Genomic DNA, 20217 nt, shown 5'->3' with positions numbered 1-20217 from the left:
CTGGCGGCGTGGGCGTCGCTGGGGCCGAATGCCGGACTGTATGCGGTGCTGTATCGCACCGCCCCGATCTTCGCATGGCTGCGGGCGCCGGCGCGGTTCGGCGTGCTGGTCTCGCTCGCGCTGTCGGTGCTCGCCGGAATCGCAATCGCGCACCTGCTGCCGCGCACGCGCCGGGCGGCGATTGCCGGCGCCGTCATCGCCGCCGCCGCGGCGGTGGAGCTGGCGACGCCGCTGCGCTTCCGCCAGGTGCAGCCGTTCGCGCCGGCGTACGAGGTGCTCGCCACGCTGCCGCCCGGTCCCGTGATCGAGCTGCCGTTCCTCGCCAAGGACGGCGAGCTGCACGGCCACGCCAGCTACATGCTGCGCTCGACCTCGCACTGGATGCCGCTCATCAACGGCTACAGCGATTACATTCCACCGGAGTTCCAGGAGCGGGCGCAGTCCCTGCGCGGCTTCCCGAGCCGCGACGCGTTCCGCGCGCTGCGCGCGTCCCCGCCGCGCTACGCGGTCTTTCACCCGGCCGCGTATCGCGATCCGGCGCTGCTGCGGCGGAGGATGCTGGAGTTCGCCGACTGCCTGCGGCCCATCTACACGAAGGGAACGGCCGAGCTGTACGAGGTGCTGCTCGACTGCCCGGCGGCGCTGTCGTCAGCGGGCGACGACTGACGTTCCCGGCCGGCGGGGAGCGAAACCCGCCCGGATCGTCCTAGATTCGCGGCAGCGTCACGCCGCGCTGCTTGAGGTACTTGCCCTTCTTGTCGGCGTACGACACCTCGCACGGCTCGTCCCCCTGGAAGAACAGCACCTGCGCCAGCCCTTCGTTGGCGTAGATCTTCGCGGGCAGCGGCGTGGTGTTGGAGATCTCCAGCGTCACCGTGCCTTCCCACTCCGGCTCGAACGGCGTCACGTTGACGATGATGCCGCAGCGCGCGTAGGTCGACTTGCCGAGACACACCGTCAGCACGTCGCGCGGGATGCGGAAGTATTCGACGGTCCGCGCCAGCGCGAACGAGTTCGGCGGGACGATGCAGATGTCGGCTTTGATGTCGACGAAGGCGTGGGGATCGAAGTTCTTGGGGTCGATCACCGTGTTGTTGATGTTGGTGAAGACCTTGAACTCGTCGGCGACGCGGATGTCGTAGCCGTACGACGACAGTCCGTACGACACCACGCCTTCACGGACCTGGCGATCCTCGAACGGGTCGATCATCCCGTGCTCGAGGGCCATCTTCCGGATCCACGCGTCCGACTTGATGCCGGCCATGCGGCTACTGAAGCTCCATGCCGCGGAAGAAGTAGCCGAGCTCGAACGCGGCCGTCTCGGGGGCGTCCGAACCGTGCGTGGCGTTGGTCTCGATCGACGTGCCGAACTCTTTGCGGAGAGTATTGGCCTCGGCCTTGGCGGGGTCGGTGGCCCCCATCAGCGTGCGCCACTTCCTGATCGCGTCCGGCGCCTCCAGCGCCATCACCACGCAGGGGCCCGACGACATGAACCTCGTCAGGCTGGCGAAGAACGGGCGTTCCTTGTGGACGGCGTAGAACCCTTCCGCGTCTCCCTGCGACAAATGGACGAGGCGCATGGCACGAATGGTGAATCCGGCCTCCTCGATGCGCTGGAGGATCCGGCCGGTGTAGCGTGCCGCGACGGCGTCCGGCTTGATGATGGCAAATGTGCGTTCCATATCCTGAGGATTATATATGCGAGCTGATGAGCATGAAGGCGCGGTAGAGGGGGACAAGCCCACCGATCGGCCGCAGCAGGGCAACGAGAACGCCCCGGCGCTCGACGATCAGGGGCTGCCGGAGGACTGCGACAAGATCGCGCAGGACGTGATCGGCGCGAACGCCGACGAGACCCAGGGCTAGGCGGGGCCGGCGCCCTGCGTGGCGAGGTACAGCGCGTAGATCGACTGGCTTGCCGCCATGAAGAGGCGGTTACGGCGCGGACCGCCGAACGTGATGTTGGCGCAGACTTCCGGCAGGCGGATCCGCCCGAGCAGCTTGCCCTCGGGGTTCCGCACGATGACGCCGCTGTAGCCGAGCGCGCGTCCGGCGTTGCTCGACATCCAGACGTTGCCCTCGACGTCGCAGCGGATGCCGTCGGGCCCGCACTTCACGCCCTCGACCATGCAGTCGGTGAACAGGCGCCGGTTCGAAACGGCGCCATCCGTGCCGACGTCGAACACGTAGACCTCCCCTTTACCACCCGGACCCTTGTCGCCTGGTCCCTTTCCCGTGCTCGCGACATAGAGACGCCGGAAGTCCGGTGAGAAGCACAGGCCATTGGGGTCGGGCACCTGCTCTTCAGGGACGACCATCGTGATGCGGCCGCCGGAATCGACGCGATACACGTTCGTCGGCAGTTCGCGCTGCACTTCGCGTGTGGCGCCGCCCTCGTAGATCTGCGCGCCGTACGGCGGATCCGTGAACCAGACGCTGCCGTCCCTGTGGACGACCGCATCGTTCGGTGAATTGAGACGCTTGCCCTGGAACGCGTCGGCGATCACGGTCAGCGATCCGTCGTGTTCGTAGCGGACGACGCGCCGCGTCGCGTGCTCGCAGGAGATCTGGCGTCCCTGAAAATCGAAAGTGTTGCCGTTGCTGAAATGCGACGGGCTCCTGAAGACGCTGACGCGCCCATCGTCCTCGATCCACCGGAACTGCCGATCGGTCGGAATGTCGCTCCACAGCAGGTAGCGCCCCTGCGCATTCCAGGCGGGCCCTTCGGCCCACAACGCGCCCGTCCACAAGCGGACGATCGCCGCGTTCGGCTGCACGAGCGCGTTGAACGCGGGATCTGCCGTGAGCACGTCCGGATCGTTGAAGTACGTGGTCGTCGCCCCGGGCCCGAAGTCGCGCGGCGGGTTCGACACCACGGTCGGCGGCGAGGTCTGTTGCGCCGTCTGCGCGGACAGCACGCGACCGGCCGCCGCGGCCCCCGCCACGGCCAGGAATCCACGCCGTGAGACCGGCATCATCGTCCGCTCGCCGTCGTCGAAGGCTTCGACGGCTTCAGGTACTTGTCGTACCAGTCCAGATAGCGCTGCAGCCGATCCACCTTGTAGGTCGGGACCGTGATGCCGTGGAACTGGGCGGGATAGATCACCAGCTGCGTGTCGACGCCGAGGCTCTTCAGCGCCTGATACATCTGCTCGCTGCCCGCGGCAGGGACGTTGAAGTCCTTCTCCCCCACCATGAACAGCGTCGGCGTCTTGATCCGGTCGGCGTGGAAGAACGGATACGAGATCTTGATCCACAGATCGGGCGACTTCCACGGCGGCCCGATCTCCTGCTCGTACTGCGTGATGTACTGGTCGACGCCGTACATCGACAGCTGGAGCGCGCTGCCGGCGCCGCTCGTCGCCGCCTTGAACCGTCCGTCGGTCGCGATGGTGTAGTCGGTCAGGATGCCGCCATAGCTCCAGCCGCCGATGCCAAGGCGGGCCGCGTCGACGTACGGAAGCTTCTGCACATGGTCCATGGCGCCCAGCAGATCGACCACTTCCTTGCCGCCCCAGTCGGCATAGATCGCCTTCTGAAATGCGCTCCCCCGTCCGTTGCTGCCGCGGTAGTTCACCGCCACGACGACGTAGCCGTTGGCGGCGAAGAACTCGCGCTCGAAGCTGAAGGCGTGCTCGTCCTGGCCGTTGGGGCCGCCGTGAATGCGCAGCAGCGTCGGATACTTCTGCGAGGCGTTGAACGTCGGCGGCTTCACGAGCAGGCCGTGGACTTCGGTGCCGTCCTTGCTGATCGACGTGAATTCCTCGGTGGTCCCGAGCAGCACGTTCTTCAACCAGGCGTCGTTCTGATGTGACAGCCGGCGCAGCGTGCCGTTGCCCTGCGCCGACCCGGCCGCCCCTCGAGCCTGAGCGGCCGCGGGCTCGAAGGCCGCGACTTCCGCGGGCTCGGTGGCGGTCGAGACCAGCACGGCATACGAACCGTCGGGCCGCCCGGCGGACAGGTTGGCGATCACGCTCTTTCCGGTGACCAGGCGTTCGACCTTGCCGGTGGCGAGCGTCACGCGCGCCGGATACTGCGTGCGATCGTCGACCACCACGAATGCGAGCGACGACCCGCCTTCCTCCCACACCGGCTGACGGATCGGCCGATCGAGCGACTCGGCGAAGTAGCGCGGCTGTCCGCCGGCCGAGGGCACCACGGCCAGTCGGTTCTGCGAATAGGCCGAGTACTTCAGCTCCTCTCCGACCACGAACGCGATCTGCCGGCCATCCGGGCTCCACGAGAGCGGCCCTTCGTCAGACACCGGCGTGGTCGTGATCTGCCTGGGCTGCGCGCCGGGTCTGGCGTCGATCACCCAGACATCGGTGTTGTCGTGGCGATCCAGATCCCCGTCGCCGCGCTTGCTGACGAACGCGATCTTCGTCCCGTCCGGCGACCAGGCGGGCGACGACTCGTCGAACCGCGTGCCGCTGGTGAGGGCTTCCGCCTTCTTCGCCGCCAGGTCGAACACGTAGAGGTGCGACCGCGCGTTCCGCAGGTAGCCCTCCACGTCCTGCTTGAACTGGTAGCGATCGATGACGATCGGCGGCGGCGTCTTCTTCTTCTCCGGATCGGCCTTCTCGTCCTCTTTCGGATCGCGCGGGTCCGGCTCGTTGACGACGAACACCAGCCGCGTCGCGTCCGGCGCCCATTCGTAGTCGGCGATGCCTCCCTTGACGTCGGTGACCTTGATCGCTTCGCCGCCGGCGCGGTTCATCAGCCACAACTGCCCGTGCTTCGCCCCCTGGCGCGAGGAGATGAACGACAGGTACTTGTTGTCGGGACTCCAGCGCGGACGGGATTCGCCGTCGGGCGAGGACGTCAACTGGATCTCCTGAGTGCCGTCCCAGCTCGCCATCCAGATGTCGGTGTCGTTCTTGTCGGTGTCCTTGATGGCGCGGGAGACGACGTAGGCCACCCACTTGCCGTCCGGCGAGCGCTGCGGGTCGCGGACTTCCTTGAGGCTGTAGATGTCGTCGGCGGCGAGCGCGCGCTTCTGGGCGGCAGCGGGACTGGCGAACAGAACAGCCGCCAGTGCGGCGATGACAACGGTGTGCTTCATACCGCGCGACCCGGTTATCTGTGTTCTTCCATCACGGCGTCCAGCACCTCGCGTCCGGGGCGGACGGTACCGGTGGGCAGGAACGCCAGCGGCGTGTCGACCAGGTTGAGCTGGTTGACGAAGTCGTCCTTGTCCGGCTCGATGTAGAGGATGCCGGTGGCGAACTCGCCGCGTGCGTGGGTTTCGTGCATCAGCCGCATCGCCGCGAGCTTGTCGGTCGGATTGTACTCCTCGGCCACCTTCTTCAGGTACAGCTTCGACCCGTCGTGCATCGTCACCGCGGTGGTGGTGCCGGGGTCGTATTCGACGCTGATGTCCTCGAAGAACGGGACGAAGTTCACTTCGCCGCCGGGCTCGTCGTGCTCCTTCACGTAGGCGTAGCTCTTGGTCGAACCCTCGTGATCGTTGAAGGTGACGCAGGGGGAGAGCACGTCGATCATCGCCGTGCCGCGGTGCGCGATCGCCGCCTTCAGAATCGCGAGCAGCTGCTTCTTGTCTCCGGAGAACGAGCGCGCCACGAACGAGGCGCCGAGCTGGACCGCGAGCATGCAGGTGTCGATCGGCGGCAGGTCGTTGGGCTGGCCGTTCTTCTGCGTCGATCCGACGTCGGCGGTCGGCGAGAACTGCCCCTTGGTGAGTCCGTAGCAGCCGTTGTCTTCGATGATGTAGACCAGCGGCACGTTGCGGCGCATCAGATGGACGAACTGGCCGATGCCGATCGCGCCGGTGTCGCCGTCGCCGCTGACGCCGATGGCGATCATTTTACGGTTGGCGAGCAGCGCCCCGGTGGCCACCGACGGCATGCGTCCGTGGACCGAGTTGAAGCCGTGCGCGTCGGCCAGGAAATAGGCCGGGGTCTTGCTCGAGCAGCCGATCCCGGACAGCTTGATGACGTCGCGCGGATTGACGCCCATCTCGAAGAACGCGTCGATGATGCGCTCCGAGATGGCGTTGTGCCCGCAGCCGGCGCACAGCGTCGTCTTGCCGCCGCGATACGGCGCCATCTCGAGTCCGATCCGGTTCGTCTTGGCCTTGACTGGCTCGCCCATCATTCTCCCTCCCGCGCCGCCGTCGCCACCGCGGCCGCGCCGCGGCCCACCGCCGCCGCGGCCTCCACCGTGTCGCGCGCCTTGCGCCCTTCCTGCACCAGGATGTCGTCGGTAATCGAGCGTGCGTCGATCGGCAGCCCGTTGTAGTGCAGCACGCTGCGCACGTGATTCGTCGCGCCGGCGGGCAGCTCGATCCGCAGGAGCATCTTCATCTGTGCGTCGCGGTTCTGCTCCACCAGGTAGACCCGCTTGTAGCGGGCGATGAACGCGTCGACCTCGGCCGGGAACGGGAACGCGCGGAGCCGCATGTAGGCGGTCTTGAGGCCCGCCTCCTTCTCCAGCTGGGTGCGCGCCTCGACCACCGCCCAGTGGCTCGTCCCGTAGGCGACAATGGCGACCTCCGCGTCGGCGTCCTCGACGATGGGCGCCGGCACCTGCTGCTTCGCCGTCTCGTGCTTGCGCGCGAGGCGATCGACGTTCCGCTGATAGTCGTCCGGCCGCTCGCTGTACTGGCCGCGTTCGTTGTGCCCGGAGCCGCGGGTGAAATACGACGGCATGCCGGTGTCCGGGATCGTGCGATACGGAATCCCGTCGCCGTCCACGTCGCGGTAGCGGCCCCACTCGGCGCCGAGCGCCTTGACGTTCTCCGCCGTGAGCACCTTGCCGCGGTCGTAGACGCGATCGGGATAGGTGAACGGCGTCGACATCCACGTGTTCATGCCGAGATCGAGGTCGCTCATCACGAACACGAGCTGCTGGAAGCGCTCGGCGAGATCGAACGCATCCTGGGCCAGCTCGAAGCACTCCTCCACCGAGCTCGGAATGAGCAGGATCTGCTTGGTGTCGCCGTGCGACAGCAGGGCCGTGGACGCGATGTCTCCCTGCGCGGTCCGCGTCGGAAGGCCGGTCGACGGTCCGACGCGCTGGATGTCGAACACCACCCCGGGGATCTCGGCGTAATACGCCAGCCCGGCGAACTCGCTCATCAGCGATACACCTGGCCCCGACGTGGACGTCATCGCCCGCGCCCCCGCCCAGCCGGCGCCGAGCACCATGCCGATCGAGGCGATTTCGTCTTCGGCCTGCACGACCGCGTAGGTCGCCTTCCCGGTCGCCGGGTCGACGCGATACTTCTTCAGGTAGCCGATCAGCGCTTCGGGCAGCGACGACGAGGGGGTGATGGGATACCAGGCGACGACGGTGACGCCGGCGAACATGGCGCCGAGCGCGGCCGCGGTGTTCCCTTCGATCAGGATCATCCCGCCGGTCTTGTTCATCCGCTCGACGGCGAACGGATCCGCTTTCGTCAGGTGCTGCTTCGCGTAGTCCGCGCCCGCCTTCAGGGCGCCCATGTTGAGGTCGGCGGCCTTGACCTTCTTGCCGAACTGTTTGCGCAGCGCCTTCTCCATCTCCCCCATCTCGATGCCGAGGAGCTCGGAGAGCACGCCGTCGTAAATCATGTTCTTGACCAGCCGCCGCAGCTTGGCGTCGGTGCAGACGGTCGCCACGATCTTGTCGAACGGCACCGGATAGAACGTCAGGTCGGTGCGCAGCTGGTTCAGTTTCAGCGGCTCGTCATAGAGGACCGCGCGCCCGGGCTCGAGCGTCATCACGTCCTCCCTGGCGGTCTCCGCGTTCATCGCGACGAGGAAGTCGACTTCCTTCTTGCGCGCGATGAAGCCGTCGCGGTTGGCGCGGACGGTGTACCAGGTCGGCAGCCCGGCGATGTTCGACGGGAACATGTTCTTGCCCGAGACCGGGATGCCCATCTGGAAGATGGACCGCAGCAGCACGAGATTGGCGGTCTGACTGCCGGATCCGTTGACGGTGGCGACCTGGATGCTGAAGTCGTTGACGACCTTGTTCATAGTTTGCCGTTTACCGCATGACCTCTTGAACTGCGGCGCCGATGTCCGCCGGACTCTTCACGACGCGCACGCCGGCGGCGGCGAGCGCGTCCATCTTCTCCGCCGCGGTGCCCTTGCCGCCGGCGATGATCGCCCCGGCGTGCCCCATGCGGCGTCCCGGCGGCGCGGTCTGGCCGGCGATGAACCCGACCACCGGCTTGCGGAAATGCGTCCTGATCCACGCCGCGGCGTCCTGTTCGGCGTTGCCGCCGATTTCGCCGATCATCACGACCGCCTCGGTCTGCGGGTCGCCGGCGAACAGCGTCAGCGCGTCGATGAAGCTGGTGCCGATCAGCGGGTCGCCGCCGATGCCGATGCAGGTCGTCTGTCCCAGCCCGTTCCTGGTGAGCTGGTGGATCGCCTCATAGGTCAGCGTGCCGCTCTTCGAGACGATGCCGACCCGCCCTTCCTTGCAGATATGGCCGGGAATGATACCGGCCTTCGCCTGGCCGGCGGTAATCAGCCCGGGGCAATTGGGGCCGATGACCCGCGTCCTGCCGCCGCGGATGGCGCCGAAGACACGCAGCATGTCGAGCGTGGGGATGCCTTCGGTGATGCAGACGGCCAGGTCGAGCCCGGCGTCCGCCGCTTCGAGCACTGCGTCGGCGCCGCCCGGAGGCGGGACGAAGATCACGGACGCGTTGGCGCCCGTCGCGGCGACGCAGTCGGCCACGGTGTCGAACACCGGCCAGCCCTCGTGCGTGGTGCCGCCCTTGCCGGGAGTGACGCCGCCGACGACCGTGGTTCCGTACGCCGCCGCCGCCTTCGCGTGAAACGTCCCCTCGCGCCCGGTGATGCCCTGCACCAGCAGCCTGGTGTTCTTATCGATGAGTACGGCCATGTAGTTGCTTTTCTGACGCTTCCGCCGCCGCGACGACCTTCTCCGCGCCTTCTTTCATATCATCGGCGGTCTGGAAGTTCAGACCGCTGTCGCGCAGCATGCGCTTCCCCTGCTCCACGTTGGTGCCTTCCATGCGGATGACGATCGGGACGCGCACCCCCAGATCCTTCACCGCGGCAATCACCCCTTCGGCCAGGATGTCACAGCGCAGGATGCCGCCGAAGATGTTGATGAACACCGCCTGCACGCCGTGGTCGGCCATCAGGATGCGGAACGCGTTCTTGATCTGCTCCGCATTGGCGCCTCCGCCCACGTCGAGGAAGTTGGCCGGCTCGCCCCCCGCCAGCTTGATGATGTCCATCGTCGCCATGGCGAGGCCGGCGCCGTTCACCATGCACCCGATGTTGCCATCGAGCTTGATGTAATTGAGGCTGTACTTCGACGCCTCCACTTCCAGCGGGTCCTCTTCGCTCGGGTCGCGCAGCTCCTTGAACTCCGGGTGGCGGAACAGCGCGTTGTCGTCGAAGTTCATCTTGGCGTCGAGGGCCAGCAGCGCGCCGTCGCCGGTGACGATCAGAGGATTGATCTCGAGCAGCGAGGCGTCCGTGGCGACAAACGCGTCGTAGAGGGCGGTCATCACCTTGACCGCCTGCGCGACCTGCGGCCCGGCGAGGCCGAGCGCGAACGCGAGCTTCCGCGCCTGGAACGCGCTGAGCCCCAGCCCGGGGTGAATGAATGCCTTGTGAATCTTCTCGGGGGTCTCGTGCGCGACCTTCTCGATCTCGACGCCCCCTTCCCGGCTGACCATCAGGACGAGGCGCTCGCTAGAGCGATCCAGCACGATGCCAAGGTAGAGCTCGCGCGCGATGCTCAGCCCCTGCTCGATCAGCACGCGCTGGACCTTCTGCCCGGCAGGTCCGGTCTGATAGGTGACCAGGTTCATGCCCAGCATCTTCTCGGCCGCGGCCTGCGCCTCCGCCGGATTCCTGACCACCTTGACGCCGCCCCCCTTGCCGCGTCCGCCGGCGTGAATCTGCGCTTTCACCACCACGGTGCCGCCGCCGAGCCGCTGCGCCACCGCCGCCGCTTCCGGAGCGTTGAACACGACCTCACCCTGCGGGACCGGGACGCCGTACTTCGCCAGGAGGGCCTTCGCCTGATACTCGTGAATCTTCATGGGTGATCCTGACAATTGTAGTGCAGAACGGCCGATCCCTTCCGCATCCGGGGTTCGGATACAATCGCGGTGTGGCAGTTCGTCGGGTGTTTGGCAGTTCCGTCGGTACGAAGCTCCTCCTCGGCGTCACCGGTCTTCTCCTCTTCGCGTATCTCATCATTCACCTGCTCGGCAACCTGATCGTTTTCGCCGGCCAGGAAACGTTCAATCACTACGCGCATGCCCTCGCCGGCAATCCGCTGGTCGTGCCGGCGGAAATCGCGCTGCTCCTCTTCTTCGTCGTCCACATCTACAAGGCGGTGACGATGTGGGCGGCCAACCAGCGCGCGCGCCCGGTGGCCTACGCGAAGAAGACCTGGGCGGGGCATACCAGCCGCAAGTCGGTCGCGTCGACGACGATGATCTGGACCGGGCTGGCGATCCTGGTGTTCGTCATCATCCACGTGGCGCACATCAAGTACGGCGCGTGGTACGACATCGGCGAGCCGCCGGTGCGGGATCTCTACCGGACCGAAGTCGAGGTCTTCTCCTCGCCCGTCTGGGTGGCGGTCTACGTGATCGCGATGGTGCTGGTGGGATTTCACCTGCGCCATGGTTTCTCGAGCGCGTTCCAGTCGCTCGGCGCCAGCCACCCGACCTACACCAGGCGGCTCGTCGTCCTCGGCACGATCGTGGCGATCGTCATCGCCGGCGGTTTCGCCATCATCCCGATCTGGGTGTATCTGACGCGATGACGATCAGCGAGCGTCGAACCATGACTCTGGATTCCAGGACACCGGCGGGGCCGCTGGCCGACAAGTGGGATCGCCACAAGTTCGAGTCGAAGCTGGTGAACCCGGCGAACCGCCGCAAGTACACCGTCATCGTCGTCGGCACCGGGCTGGCCGGCGCCTCGGCGGCCAGCTCGCTCGGCGAGCTCGGGTACAACGTCAAGAGCTTCTGCATCCATGACAGCCCCCGCCGCGCGCACAGCATCGCCGCGCAGGGGGGGATCAACGCCGCGAAGAACTACCAGAACGACGGCGACAGCGTGCAGCGGCTGTTCTGCGACACGATCAAGGGGGGCGACTACCGCGCGCGTGAAGCGAACGTCTTCCGGCTGGCGCAGTTGAGCGTCAACATCATCGATCAATGCGTCGCGCAGGGGGTGCCGTTCGCGCGCGAATACGGCGGGCTGCTCGACAACCGATCGTTCGGCGGCGCCCAGGTGTCCCGCACGTTCTACGCCCGCGGCCAGACCGGCCAGCAGCTGCTCCTCGGCGCCTACCAGTCGATGATGCGGCAGGTCGACAAGGGGAGCGTGCAGCTGTTCCCCAACCGCGAGATGCTGGACCTGGTGGTCGTGAACGGCCAGGCGCGCGGCGTCGTCTGCCGCAACCTGCTGACGGGCGCCCTGGAGCGCCACGCCGGCCACGCCGTCCTGCTCTGCACCGGCGGCTACGGCACCGCCTACTACCTTTCCACCAACGCGGTGAACTCGAACGTCACCGCGGCGTGGCGCGCCCACAAGCGCGGCGCCTTCTTCGCCAACCCGTGTTACACGCAGATCCATCCGACCTGCATCCCGGTCTCGGGCACGCACCAGTCGAAGCTGACGCTGATGTCCGAGAGCCTCCGCAACGACGGCCGGGTCTGGGTCCCGAAGAACCCGGGGGACAAGCGGCCGCCGCAGCAGATTCCCGAAGAGGACCGCGACTACTATCTCGAGCGCAAGTATCCGAGCTTCGGCAATCTGGTGCCGAGAGACGTCGCGTCGCGCAACGCCAAGAGCGTCTGCGACGAGGGGCGCGGCGTCGGCGAGAGCGGCCTCGCCGTGTACCTCGATTTCGCGGACGCGATCAAACGGCTCGGCGCGGCGGTGATCAAGGGGCGCTACGGCAACCTCTTCGACATGTACCGGAAGATCACCGACGAGGATCCCTACGCGGTGCCGATGCGGATCTATCCCGCCATCCACTACACGATGGGCGGGCTGTGGGTGGACTACAACCTGATGAGCAACGTGCCGGGCCTGCACGTGCTGGGCGAGGCGAACTTCTCCGACCACGGCGCCAACCGGCTCGGCGCCAGCGCGCTCATGCAGGGACTGGCCGACGGCTACTTCGTCATCCCGTATACGCTGGCCCACTACCTGGGCAGCACCCTCTTCCCCGCCGTCACGACCGACGACGACGCGTTCGCCGAAGCGGAGTCGGCGGTGCAGAAGCGGATCGACGCGCTGCTGCGCGTGAAAGGGTCGGAGACGCCGCGCCAGCTCCATCGCCGGCTCGGCCAGCTGCTCTGGGATCACGTCGGGATGGCGCGCGACGAACAGGGGCTCCGCCACGCGCTCGCCGAGATTCCGCGGCTGCGCGACGAGTTCTGGCAGAACCTGTCGGTCCCCGGCGAGGCGAACAACCTGAACAAGAACCTCGAATACGCCGGCCGGGTTGCCGACTACCTCGAATTCGCTGAAGTGCTCGCGCTCGACGCGCTCCACCGGACCGAGTCCTGCGGCGGCCACTTCCGCGAGGAGAGCCAGACCCCCGACGGCGAAGCGCTGCGCGACGACGTGAATTTCGCCTACGCGGCGGCGTGGGAATTCAAGGGGGTGGGGGCGGCGCCGGAGCTCCACAAGGAGCCGCTGCACTTCGAATACGTGAAGCCCTCTCAGCGGAGCTACAAATGAGCGTCGAGCTGTCAGCTCCCGGCCGTCAGCTCCCGGCTTTCAGCTGACCAACCGATGCGAATCAACCTCAGAGTCTGGCGTCAGCCCGGCCCGAACAAGCCCGGCAAACTGGTGGAATACACCGCACCGAGCGTGTCGCCGGACATGTCGTTCCTCGAGATGCTCGACGTCGTCAACGAGGGACTGATCGCGAAGGGCGAGGATCCGATCGCGTTCGATTCGGACTGCCGCGAGGGGATCTGCGGGACCTGCGGCTTCATGATCGACGGCCTGGCGCACGGCCCGATGCGCGCCACCACCGTGTGTCAGCTGCACATGCGCTCGTTCAAGGACGGCGACACGCTGACGCTCGAGCCGTGGCGGGCGCGCGCCTTTCCGATCGTCAAGGACCTGGTGGTCGATCGCAGCGCGCTGGATCGGATCATTCAGGCGGGCGGGTATACCTCCGTCAACGTCGGCGGCGCGCAGGACGGCAACGCCATCCTGATCCCCAAGCCGACGGTCGAGCAGGCGATGGATGCGGCGCAGTGCATCCAGTGCGGCGCCTGTGTCGCCGCCTGCAAGAACGCGTCGGCGGCGCTGTTCACCTCCGCCAAGATCTCGCACCTCGGACTGCTGCCTCAGGGGCAGATCGAGCGCTCTACCCGGGTCGTCCGCATGGTGGCGCGGCACGATGCCGAAGGGTTCGGCAGCTGCTCGAACGAGGGGGAATGCGAGGCCGTCTGCCCGAAAGAGATCTCGATCACCAACATCGCCCGGATGAACCGCGACTACTTCGCCGCGACGCTCATCCGGGGCGGCCGCTGATCCGCAGGCGCTACTTGGTGAACGAGATGGCGGCGCTGCGCGACACGCCCCCCGACCAGACGGCGCTGACCGTCGCCAGATAGTTCCCCGCAGCCAGGCTGTTGAACAGCGTCGTGATGTCGACCGTCGCAGTGCCGGTGGCGTCGAGCGCCGGCTTGCCCAGCGACTGCCGGACGATCGCGGTTGCCGTGGCGGGATCCGCGCCCGCGGCGAAGAACTCGAGCACGTAGTCCGTCGCCTTCGCCATCTCCGTGCTCGTGGTGGTGAACGCCAGCTTGATCGGGGTGGCCGGGACGCCGACCGTCACGCTGATCGTCGACGACGTGCCGGATGCGCCTTGCGCGTCGTAGGCCACGGCGCGGAATCCGTACACGCCCGCGGCCACGCCCGACACGGTCACCGTATATGGCGCGGCACTGTCGGAGCCGAGCAGCGTCGTCCCCGAATAGAACTCGACGCGCGCGAGCTGGTTCTCAGGGTCGCTGGCCGTTGCCGTCAGCGTGATCGATGCCGGAGCGGTGAACACCGAGCCGCTGGCGGCGATGGAGACCACGGGCGGATTGTTCACGGGCGCGCTCTCGACGACCGAGAAGGTGTCGAGCTTCGCGGTGGTCGCCGCGGTCGCGTTGTGGCTGGTCGCCGCGATCCCGACGTACACCTGATCGGGCAGCACGATCGAGTCGGAACCGATCGCAACCCAGTTCACGCCGTCGGCCGACCGGTAGGCGGTCACGAGGCTGCCGCTGCGCTTCAACCGCACCCACCCGGGCGGCGCCGCAGTGGCCCCGGTCGTATGCACCGTGAGGCCGCCGGTCACGTTGCGGCGCTGGAACGCGGACCCCTTCCCGGCCGACATCAGCGCGAGCCCGTGCGCGGCATTGGCATCGAGCGACGCCCGGATCATGACGCCCGCTTTCGACCACGGATCGGCGTAGCTGATCGATGCCACGCGCACCTTCACGTCGATGTCGCCTGAGGCCTGCTGATAGACGTAGTGGAACTGATCCGACGTGCCCCAGATGTCGACACCCGCCGCGGTGAGGGTGTAGGTCCCGTTGGCGAACGCGGCGCTGCCCTTCAGTGCCGGCTGCCCGATGTCGGCGCTCGCCTGTCCGCCCGGCAGCGCGGAGGGCACCGTCATCGTGACCTGCGACACCCTGAACGCGCCGGCGGCGAAAGTATTGCGGCTCGTGGCCGCGATGCCGACGTAGGCAGTGGCCCCGAGCTGAATCGTGTCGCTGCCGATCGTGCGCCAGGTGATGCCGTCGGTCGAGGAGTACGCCGTGACCAGATTGTCCAGGCGGACGAGCCGGACCCAGCGCGGCGCGTACGCCAGCTCGCCGGCGGTGTGGACGCTCAACGCGCCGGTCGTGGGACGCCGCTGGAAGGCGAGCCCCTTCGAGTACGACACGAGCGCGAAGCCATGCGCGGCATTCGCCTGCAGCGAGGCGCGCACCATCACGCCGACCTTTGCCCACGTGGAGGTCGCCGGAACGCTGTCGACCCGGATGCGGACGTCGACGTTGCCGGAAACCGGAATGTAGGCGAAGTGAAACTGGTCGCTCGCGCCCCAGATGTCCGCGCCGGACGCGTTGATCGTCACGGAGCTTGGCGCGATGAACGAGGACGACCCGGCCACGAGTGGCGACCCGACGTCCTGACTGGCCCACGGAGCGGGGAGCGGCGATTGTGCGTAGGCGAGCCCGACTGTTCCGAACGACAGACCGACAACCAGTGCCGCAGCGCGGCACACGTAGACCCTTGAAACCATGTGGCAGAGCTCCAACGCAGGGTGGGGAACCGCCATGACTGTGGCAAAGGGTCTGCCCGGTTTGCATTACAGAGGCAGCATGGCTGCCGCTGATTTCTTGATTTTTGTTAGCGTTCTGCGGAAGAGCTCGGAGGGCCGGCGGACGCGATGAGGGGGCGATCGTGTAACGGTGTAATCGTTACCCAAAAACAGGCGAACGGCTGAGCACGCTGACCGTGCTCAGCCGCGCGTCATCACACCTTGATGACGTCGGTCAGTTCCTTGACCGCGGCGGCGGACTTCTTGAGCGCCGCGTCTTCTTCCGGCGTGAGCGTGATCTGGATGATCTGCTCGACTCCGCGCGCGCCGAGCTTGATCGGCACGCCGACGAAGAGATCCCGGATGCCGTATTCTCCCTGCAGGAACACCGAGCACGGAACGATCTTCTTCTTGTCCTTGAGAATGATCTCGACCATTTCGGCCGCGGCCGAACCGGGGGCGTACCAGGCGCTCGTCCCGACCAGCCTGGTGATCTCGGCGCCGCCGTCAGCCGTGCGCCTGCCGATGGCGGCGATCGTCTCGGCCGACAGACCCGGATAGTCCGGCAGCGGAATCCCGGCAATCGTCGAGTAGCGCGGCAGCGGCACCATCGTGTCGCCGTGGCCGCCGAGCACGAACGCGTGGATGTTCTCCACCGAGACGCCGGTCTCCATCGCGATGAACGTGCGCATGCGCGCCGAGTCCAGGATGCCGGCCATGCCGATGACCCGCTCACGAGGGAACCTGCTGATCCGGTAGACCGCCTGGCACATGGCGTCGAGCGGGTTCGCCACCGGGACGATGATGCAGTTGGGCGAGTACTTGATGATCTGCTCGGTGACCGACTGCATGATCTTGTAGTTCGTCTGCAGCAGGTCGTCCCGGCTCATGCCGGGCTTGCGCGGCACCCCGGACGTGATGACGACGACGTCGGAATTCGCGGTTTCCTTCCATCCCGCCTCGTCGGCGCCGGCGCCGATGATGCGCGAGTCGGACCCCTCGATCGGGCACGCCTGGTACATGTCCAGCGCGACCCCTCTGGCCTTCTGATCCGCGATGTCGATGATGACGACGTCCGCGAGCTCCTTGTCGGCGACCGCGCGCGCGACGGTTGCGCCGACGTTGCCGGCGCCTCCTACCACTGTGACTTTTCTGTTCATGCGTCTCCTGGATCTTCCCAATCCTACATGCTGCCGATGATGCGGTCGCCGAACTCCGAGCACTTCACCTCGGTCGCGCCGTCCATCAGCCGCGCGAAGTCATAGGTGACCGTCTTCGCCGTGATGGCGCCGTCCATCCCCTTCACCACCAGATCCGCCGCCTCCGGCCAACCGAGGTGGCGCAGCATCATTTCACCCGACAGGATCACGGAGCCCGGGTTCACCTTGTCGAGATTGGCGTACTTCGGCGCGGTGCCGTGGGTCGCCTCGAAGATGGCGTGGCCGCTCAGGTAGTTGATGTTGCCGCCGGGCGCGATGCCGATGCCGCCGACCTGCGCCGCGAGCGCGTCGGAGAGATAGTCGCCGTTGAGGTTCGGGGTGGCAATCACGTCGAAGTCGTCGGGGCGGGTGAGCACCTGCTGCAGCGTGATGTCGGCAATCGCATCCTTGATCACGATGCCGGCCCCCGGCTTTCCCTGCGGGATCCGGCACCACGGTCCGCCGTCGATCTCCTCCGCGCCGAAGAACTGCTTCGCGACCTGGTAGCCCCAGTCGCGGAACGCGCCTTCGGTGAACTTCATGATGTTGCCCTTGTGGACGAAGGTGACGCTCCTGCGCTTGTTCTGGATGGCGTAGCTGATGGCGCTGTGGATCAGCCGCTCCGAGCCGAGGTAGCTGATCGGCTTCAACCCGACGCCGACCTGCACGCCCGTCGCACGCTTCGGCGCGCCGATCTCCTCGAGCGCCCGCTGCCAGTCCGCGGAGGCCTCGGCGGTGCCGAACCGGACCTTCTTGAACTCCTTGGGGAACTCCCTGGCGAAGAAGTCGAGCACCTTCTGCGCTTCGGGCGTGCCGGGCGCGTACTCGATGCCGGCGTAGATGTCTTCCGTGTTCTCGCGGAAGATCACCATGTCCACCTTCTCCGGATGCTTCACCGGCGACGGCACGCCGCGGTACCAGCGTACCGGGCGCAGGCAGACGTAGAGATCGAGCAACTGCCGGAGGGCGACGTTCAACGATCGGATGCCGCCGCCGACCGGCGTCGTCAACGGCCCCTTGATGCCGACGAAGTATTCGCGGAACGCTTCGACGGTGTCGTCCGGCAGCCAGTTGTCGAACAGCTTCGCGCTCTTCTCGCCGGCGTAGACCTCGAGCCAGGCGATCTTGCGCGTGCCGCCGTAGGCCTTGGCGACCGCGGCGTCGAGCACCCGCACGCTCGCGCGCCAGATGTCGGGCCCGGTGCCGTCACCTTCAATAAAAGGAATGATCGGATCGTCGGGTACGACGAGGCGACCGCTCTTTCGAGTAATGGCAGTGCCGGTGGCCGGCGCTTTGAGAGTCGAGAAGTTCGGCATTAGGTCACGTCCCCGTTCCGTCGTTTCCGGTTCTTCACAGAATCTGTGGAAAAGCTTGTGGAAAACCGCGCCCCGACCGGCGCTCCGGGCGCGTCAAATCGGGCGATTCATGCGGTTTGCACCACGATGGTGCGCTCTCCTTCCGCTGGAAAAAAACGAAACATTATAATCTGGCGTGCACATCGTCATCGCTGATTCTCTCCCCGCCACCGCCGCCGACGCGCTCCGTGCCGCCGGATGGTCCGTCGACACGAAATCCGGACGCAAGCCCGACGAGCTCGCGCGCGATCTCGCCGAGGCGGACGCGCTGATCGTCCGCAGCGCCACGCAGGTCACCGCGCAACTGATCGAGGCCGCGCCCAGGCTGCGCGTCATCGCCCGCGCCGGCACCGGCGTCGACAACGTCGACGTCCCCGCCGCCACCGCGCGCGGCATCCTGGTGATGAACGCCGCCGGCGCCAACAGCATCAGCGTCGCCGAGCTGGCGCTCGGGCTCATGCTCGGGATGGCGCGCGCCATCCCCGCCGCGGACGCGTCGATGAAGCAGGGGGTGTGGGACAAGAAGCGCTTCATGGGCACCGAGCTCCGCGGCAAGGTGCTCGGCGTCATCGGCTTCGGCCGCATCGGCCGCGAGGTCGCGACCCGGGCGCGCGCGTTCGGGATGGACGCGATCGCCTACGATCCGTTCATCGCCTCGCGCGCCGCCGACGCGGCCGGCGTGCCGCTGGTCGAGCTCGACGCGCTGCTCGGCCGATCCGACTTCATCACGCTGCACGTGCCGGCGCTGCCCGAGACGCGCCACATGATCAATGCCGAGTCGATCGCCCGCATGAAGAAGGGTGTCCGGATCGTGAACACCGCGCGCGGCGAGCTGATCGACGACGGCGCGCTGGCCAACGCGATCAAGACGGGGCACGTCGCCGGCGCCGCGCTGGACGTGTTCGATCCCGAGCCGCCGACCGATGCGCGGCTCACGTCGCTGCCCCAGGTGATCGCCACGCCGCACATCGCGGCCTCCACGGTCGAAGGCCAGGAACTGGTCGGCAACGAGACCGCGCTGCAGGTCCGCGACTACCTGAAGGACGGCATCATCCGCAACGCCGTCAACTTCCCGTCCGTCCCGCCCGACGACGTGCCGAAGCTGCGGCCGTACCTGGACCTGGCGAACCGGCTGGGGGCCCTCGTCGCGCAGCTGCAGCCGGATCCGGCTGAGGAGATCGGCATCCGCTACTACGGCCCGCTGATGAGCGAGTACGAGAACGTGATCGGCAGCGCGGTGCTCGCCGGCGCGCTGTCGAAGGTGGCCATCGTGACGGCGGTGAACGCGCGCGCCGTCGCCTCCGAGCGCGGCATCGACGTGGTGGAATCGCGCAGCACGCGGCCGCGCGACTACATGCACGTCATCTCGGTGCGGCTGCGCAGCGGCCGGCGCGAGCGCTGGGTCGAAGGCATCGTCGTCGAGCCGTCGACGCCGCGGCTCGCCCTGCTGGACGGCGTGCCGATCGAAGCGCCGCTCACCGGCACGCTGATCGTGATGGCGAACGAGGATCGTCCGGGCGTCATCGGCAGCGTCGGAACGACGCTCGGCAAGCACGGTGTGAACATCGCCAGCTTCGCGCTCGGCCGCAACGACTCGGGCGCAGCCGGCGTGATCAGCGTGGACACGACGTCCGGCCTGGACGACGCCGTCCGGGAAATGCGCGGGCTGCCGCCGGTCTGGGAAGCAGTGGTGGTCAGGCTGTAGCAAACCCGCCGGCGTTTTGGGAGTTTTGGGAGTTTTGGGAGTTGGGCGTTGGGAGTTACTTGGGCGTTGGGCGTTGAGGAGTTGGGAGTTGACGCAACTCAGCGCAACGCCAGCCTTCGATACCCGTTGTTGACGAGATCCTGCAGCTCCACGGCGTCGGCGCCGATCTTCGTCACCTTGTAGCGCTCGCCGACGCGATCGCCTTCCGCCACCATGAAGAGGGCGTCGCCGTCCCCGCCGATCACGGCGGTGCGGCGGAATCCGCCAATCACGTACTCCTCGGCGATGCCCATCAGCGTGAGCGCCGGCGGCGGCGGCACGAACACGGGCGGCGGCTCCTCGACCGCGGCGGCCGCGGCCGGCGCCGCGCCGCGGACGTGGCGCGGCGTCATGCCGAAGGCGAAGGGATTGCGGGAGCTGTTCTCGGGGGCCGGCGCCTGCGCCAGGCGGGCCTGCAGCCGCGCCGCCTGCGCGTGCACGTCGTCGGCGATCGCAGTGGGCGCCACCGCGGGAACCGCTCGCGCGCGATCGCTGGCGCGATCGGCGTCCTGCGACGGCATGTTCGCGGCCGCGATCCAGGCCACCAACAACCCGCCGCCGGCGACATAAAGGATCGTTCTGCCGGCGCTCATGGCCATCGCTATTCTACCGCCAGCGG

The 20217-nt window shown here is 67.2% G+C and carries 18 protein-coding genes; 6 read left to right on the top strand and 12 right to left on the bottom strand.

The features are described from left to right. Positions 1 to 666, top strand: a 666-nt coding sequence (locus tag VFK57_05460; protein ID HET7695136.1) for a hypothetical protein, incomplete at its 5' end; no start/stop codon positions are given. A gap of 40 nt (positions 667 to 706) precedes the next feature. Here the strand turns inward: VFK57_05460 and dcd are convergent. Then, positions 707 to 1264 carry a dCTP deaminase gene (gene dcd / locus VFK57_05455; GenBank protein HET7695135.1) on the bottom strand — a complete coding sequence of 186 codons (558 nt, stop codon included), beginning with the start codon at positions 1262 to 1264 and terminating at the stop codon, positions 707 to 709. Between the two features lie 4 nt (positions 1265 to 1268). Next, positions 1269 to 1682, bottom strand: coding sequence for a nucleoside-diphosphate kinase (gene ndk / locus VFK57_05450; protein ID HET7695134.1), 414 nt, complete (start codon positions 1680 to 1682; stop codon positions 1269 to 1271). Positions 1683 to 1698: 16 nt separating this feature from the next. On the opposite strand from ndk, the gene VFK57_05445 reads away from it, so the two are divergent. Next, complete coding sequence (locus tag VFK57_05445; protein ID HET7695133.1) at positions 1699 to 1866, top strand: hypothetical protein; 168 nt, start codon at positions 1699 to 1701, stop codon at positions 1864 to 1866. Here VFK57_05445 and VFK57_05440 read toward each other — a convergent pair. The 6 genes from VFK57_05440 to sucC are packed head-to-tail and all read right to left on the bottom strand — an operon-like array spanning position 1863 to position 10036. After that, positions 1863 to 2978 carry an SMP-30/gluconolactonase/LRE family protein gene (locus tag VFK57_05440; protein HET7695132.1) on the bottom strand — a complete coding sequence of 372 codons (1116 nt, stop codon included), beginning with the start codon at positions 2976 to 2978 and terminating at the stop codon, positions 1863 to 1865. The genes VFK57_05445 and VFK57_05440 overlap by 4 nt on opposite strands. Continuing rightward, entirely contained in the window at positions 2975 to 5062 is a 2088-nt protein-coding gene (locus VFK57_05435; GenBank protein HET7695131.1) for a S9 family peptidase, read from the bottom strand. Before VFK57_05435 ends, VFK57_05440 begins: the two co-directional genes overlap by 4 nt. Positions 5063 to 5076: 14 nt before the next feature. Beyond that, positions 5077 to 6111: a 2-oxoacid:ferredoxin oxidoreductase subunit beta gene (locus VFK57_05430; GenBank protein ID HET7695130.1), complete on the bottom strand. Its 1035-nt coding sequence runs from the start codon at positions 6109 to 6111 to the stop codon at positions 5077 to 5079. Continuing rightward, the gene (locus tag VFK57_05425; protein HET7695129.1) at positions 6111 to 7979 is read right to left on the bottom strand and encodes a 2-oxoacid:acceptor oxidoreductase subunit alpha; all 1869 of its coding nucleotides are present in this window, start codon (positions 7977 to 7979) and stop codon (positions 6111 to 6113) included. Before VFK57_05425 ends, VFK57_05430 begins: the two co-directional genes overlap by 1 nt. A 10-nt stretch (positions 7980 to 7989) precedes the next feature. Further along, positions 7990 to 8859: a succinate--CoA ligase subunit alpha gene (gene sucD / locus VFK57_05420; protein ID HET7695128.1), complete on the bottom strand. Its 870-nt coding sequence runs from the start codon at positions 8857 to 8859 to the stop codon at positions 7990 to 7992. Beyond that, positions 8840 to 10036: an ADP-forming succinate--CoA ligase subunit beta gene (sucC, locus tag VFK57_05415; GenBank protein HET7695127.1), complete on the bottom strand. Its 1197-nt coding sequence runs from the start codon at positions 10034 to 10036 to the stop codon at positions 8840 to 8842. Before sucC ends, sucD begins: the two co-directional genes overlap by 20 nt. Before the next feature lie 71 nt (positions 10037 to 10107). Between sucC and VFK57_05410 the strand changes: the two genes are divergently transcribed. The 3 genes from VFK57_05410 to VFK57_05400 are packed head-to-tail and all read left to right on the top strand — an operon-like array spanning position 10108 to position 13511. Next, entirely contained in the window at positions 10108 to 10770 is a 663-nt protein-coding gene (locus VFK57_05410) for a succinate dehydrogenase cytochrome b subunit (protein ID HET7695126.1), read from the top strand. A gap of 20 nt (positions 10771 to 10790) precedes the next feature. After that, entirely contained in the window at positions 10791 to 12704 is a 1914-nt protein-coding gene (locus VFK57_05405) for a fumarate reductase/succinate dehydrogenase flavoprotein subunit (protein ID HET7695125.1), read from the top strand. Between the two features lie 54 nt (positions 12705 to 12758). Beyond that, complete coding sequence (locus VFK57_05400) at positions 12759 to 13511, top strand: succinate dehydrogenase/fumarate reductase iron-sulfur subunit (GenBank protein HET7695124.1); 753 nt, start codon at positions 12759 to 12761, stop codon at positions 13509 to 13511. Between the two features lie 10 nt (positions 13512 to 13521). On the opposite strand, the gene VFK57_05395 is transcribed toward VFK57_05400, so the two are convergent. The 3 genes from VFK57_05395 to icd form a co-directional block, all read right to left on the bottom strand. Then, entirely contained in the window at positions 13522 to 15150 is a 1629-nt protein-coding gene (locus tag VFK57_05395; protein ID HET7695123.1) for an Ig-like domain-containing protein, read from the bottom strand. A gap of 365 nt (positions 15151 to 15515) precedes the next feature. After that, the gene (mdh, locus tag VFK57_05390) at positions 15516 to 16460 is read right to left on the bottom strand and encodes a malate dehydrogenase (GenBank protein ID HET7695122.1); all 945 of its coding nucleotides are present in this window, start codon (positions 16458 to 16460) and stop codon (positions 15516 to 15518) included. A 23-nt stretch (positions 16461 to 16483) separates the two neighbouring features. Continuing rightward, positions 16484 to 17815, bottom strand: coding sequence for an NADP-dependent isocitrate dehydrogenase (gene icd, locus VFK57_05385; protein HET7695121.1), 1332 nt, complete (start codon positions 17813 to 17815; stop codon positions 16484 to 16486). Between the two features lie 175 nt (positions 17816 to 17990). Between icd and serA the strand changes: the two genes are divergently transcribed. Beyond that, positions 17991 to 19559 carry a phosphoglycerate dehydrogenase gene (serA, locus tag VFK57_05380; GenBank protein ID HET7695120.1) on the top strand — a complete coding sequence of 523 codons (1569 nt, stop codon included), beginning with the start codon at positions 17991 to 17993 and terminating at the stop codon, positions 19557 to 19559. Between the two features lie 98 nt (positions 19560 to 19657). Here serA and VFK57_05375 read toward each other — a convergent pair whose 3' ends face one another. Next, a complete protein-coding gene (locus VFK57_05375) occupies positions 19658 to 20191 on the bottom strand; it encodes a hypothetical protein (GenBank protein ID HET7695119.1) in 534 nt (177 codons plus the stop codon). Positions 20192 to 20217 lie beyond the last annotated feature (26 nt).

This window comes from Vicinamibacterales bacterium, from assembly GCA_035699745.1.
In the GTDB taxonomy this organism is placed as follows: Bacteria; Acidobacteriota; Vicinamibacteria; order Vicinamibacterales; family 2-12-FULL-66-21; genus JAICSD01.
The sequence above is the reverse complement of the archived record's forward strand: the minus strand, read 5'-3'. Positions and strand labels throughout refer to the sequence as shown.

Bases quoted from the DNA above. Each gene is read 5' to 3' on its own strand.
- ndk (HET7695134.1), bottom strand. From the start codon at position 1,682: ATGGAACGCACATTTGCCATCATCAAGCCGGACGCCGTCGCGGCACGC.
- dcd (HET7695135.1), bottom strand. From the start codon at position 1,264: ATGGCCGGCATCAAGTCGGACGCGTGGATCCGGAAGATGGCCCTCGAG.
- VFK57_05435 (HET7695131.1), bottom strand. From the start codon at position 5,062: ATGAAGCACACCGTTGTCATCGCCGCACTGGCGGCTGTTCTGTTCGCC.
- VFK57_05375 (HET7695119.1), bottom strand. From the start codon at position 20,191: ATGAGCGCCGGCAGAACGATCCTTTATGTCGCCGGCGGCGGGTTGTTG.
- VFK57_05445 (HET7695133.1), top strand. From the start codon at position 1,699: ATGCGAGCTGATGAGCATGAAGGCGCGGTAGAGGGGGACAAGCCCACC.
- VFK57_05440 (HET7695132.1), bottom strand. From the start codon at position 2,978: ATGATGCCGGTCTCACGGCGTGGATTCCTGGCCGTGGCGGGGGCCGCG.
- VFK57_05425 (HET7695129.1), bottom strand. From the start codon at position 7,979: ATGAACAAGGTCGTCAACGACTTCAGCATCCAGGTCGCCACCGTCAAC.
- icd (HET7695121.1), bottom strand. From the start codon at position 17,815: ATGCCGAACTTCTCGACTCTCAAAGCGCCGGCCACCGGCACTGCCATT.
- mdh (HET7695122.1), bottom strand. From the start codon at position 16,460: ATGAACAGAAAAGTCACAGTGGTAGGAGGCGCCGGCAACGTCGGCGCA.
- VFK57_05430 (HET7695130.1), bottom strand. From the start codon at position 6,111: ATGGGCGAGCCAGTCAAGGCCAAGACGAACCGGATCGGACTCGAGATG.
- VFK57_05405 (HET7695125.1), top strand. From the start codon at position 10,791: ATGACTCTGGATTCCAGGACACCGGCGGGGCCGCTGGCCGACAAGTGG.
- VFK57_05400 (HET7695124.1), top strand. From the start codon at position 12,759: ATGCGAATCAACCTCAGAGTCTGGCGTCAGCCCGGCCCGAACAAGCCC.
- sucC (HET7695127.1), bottom strand. From the start codon at position 10,036: ATGAAGATTCACGAGTATCAGGCGAAGGCCCTCCTGGCGAAGTACGGC.
- sucD (HET7695128.1), bottom strand. From the start codon at position 8,859: ATGGCCGTACTCATCGATAAGAACACCAGGCTGCTGGTGCAGGGCATC.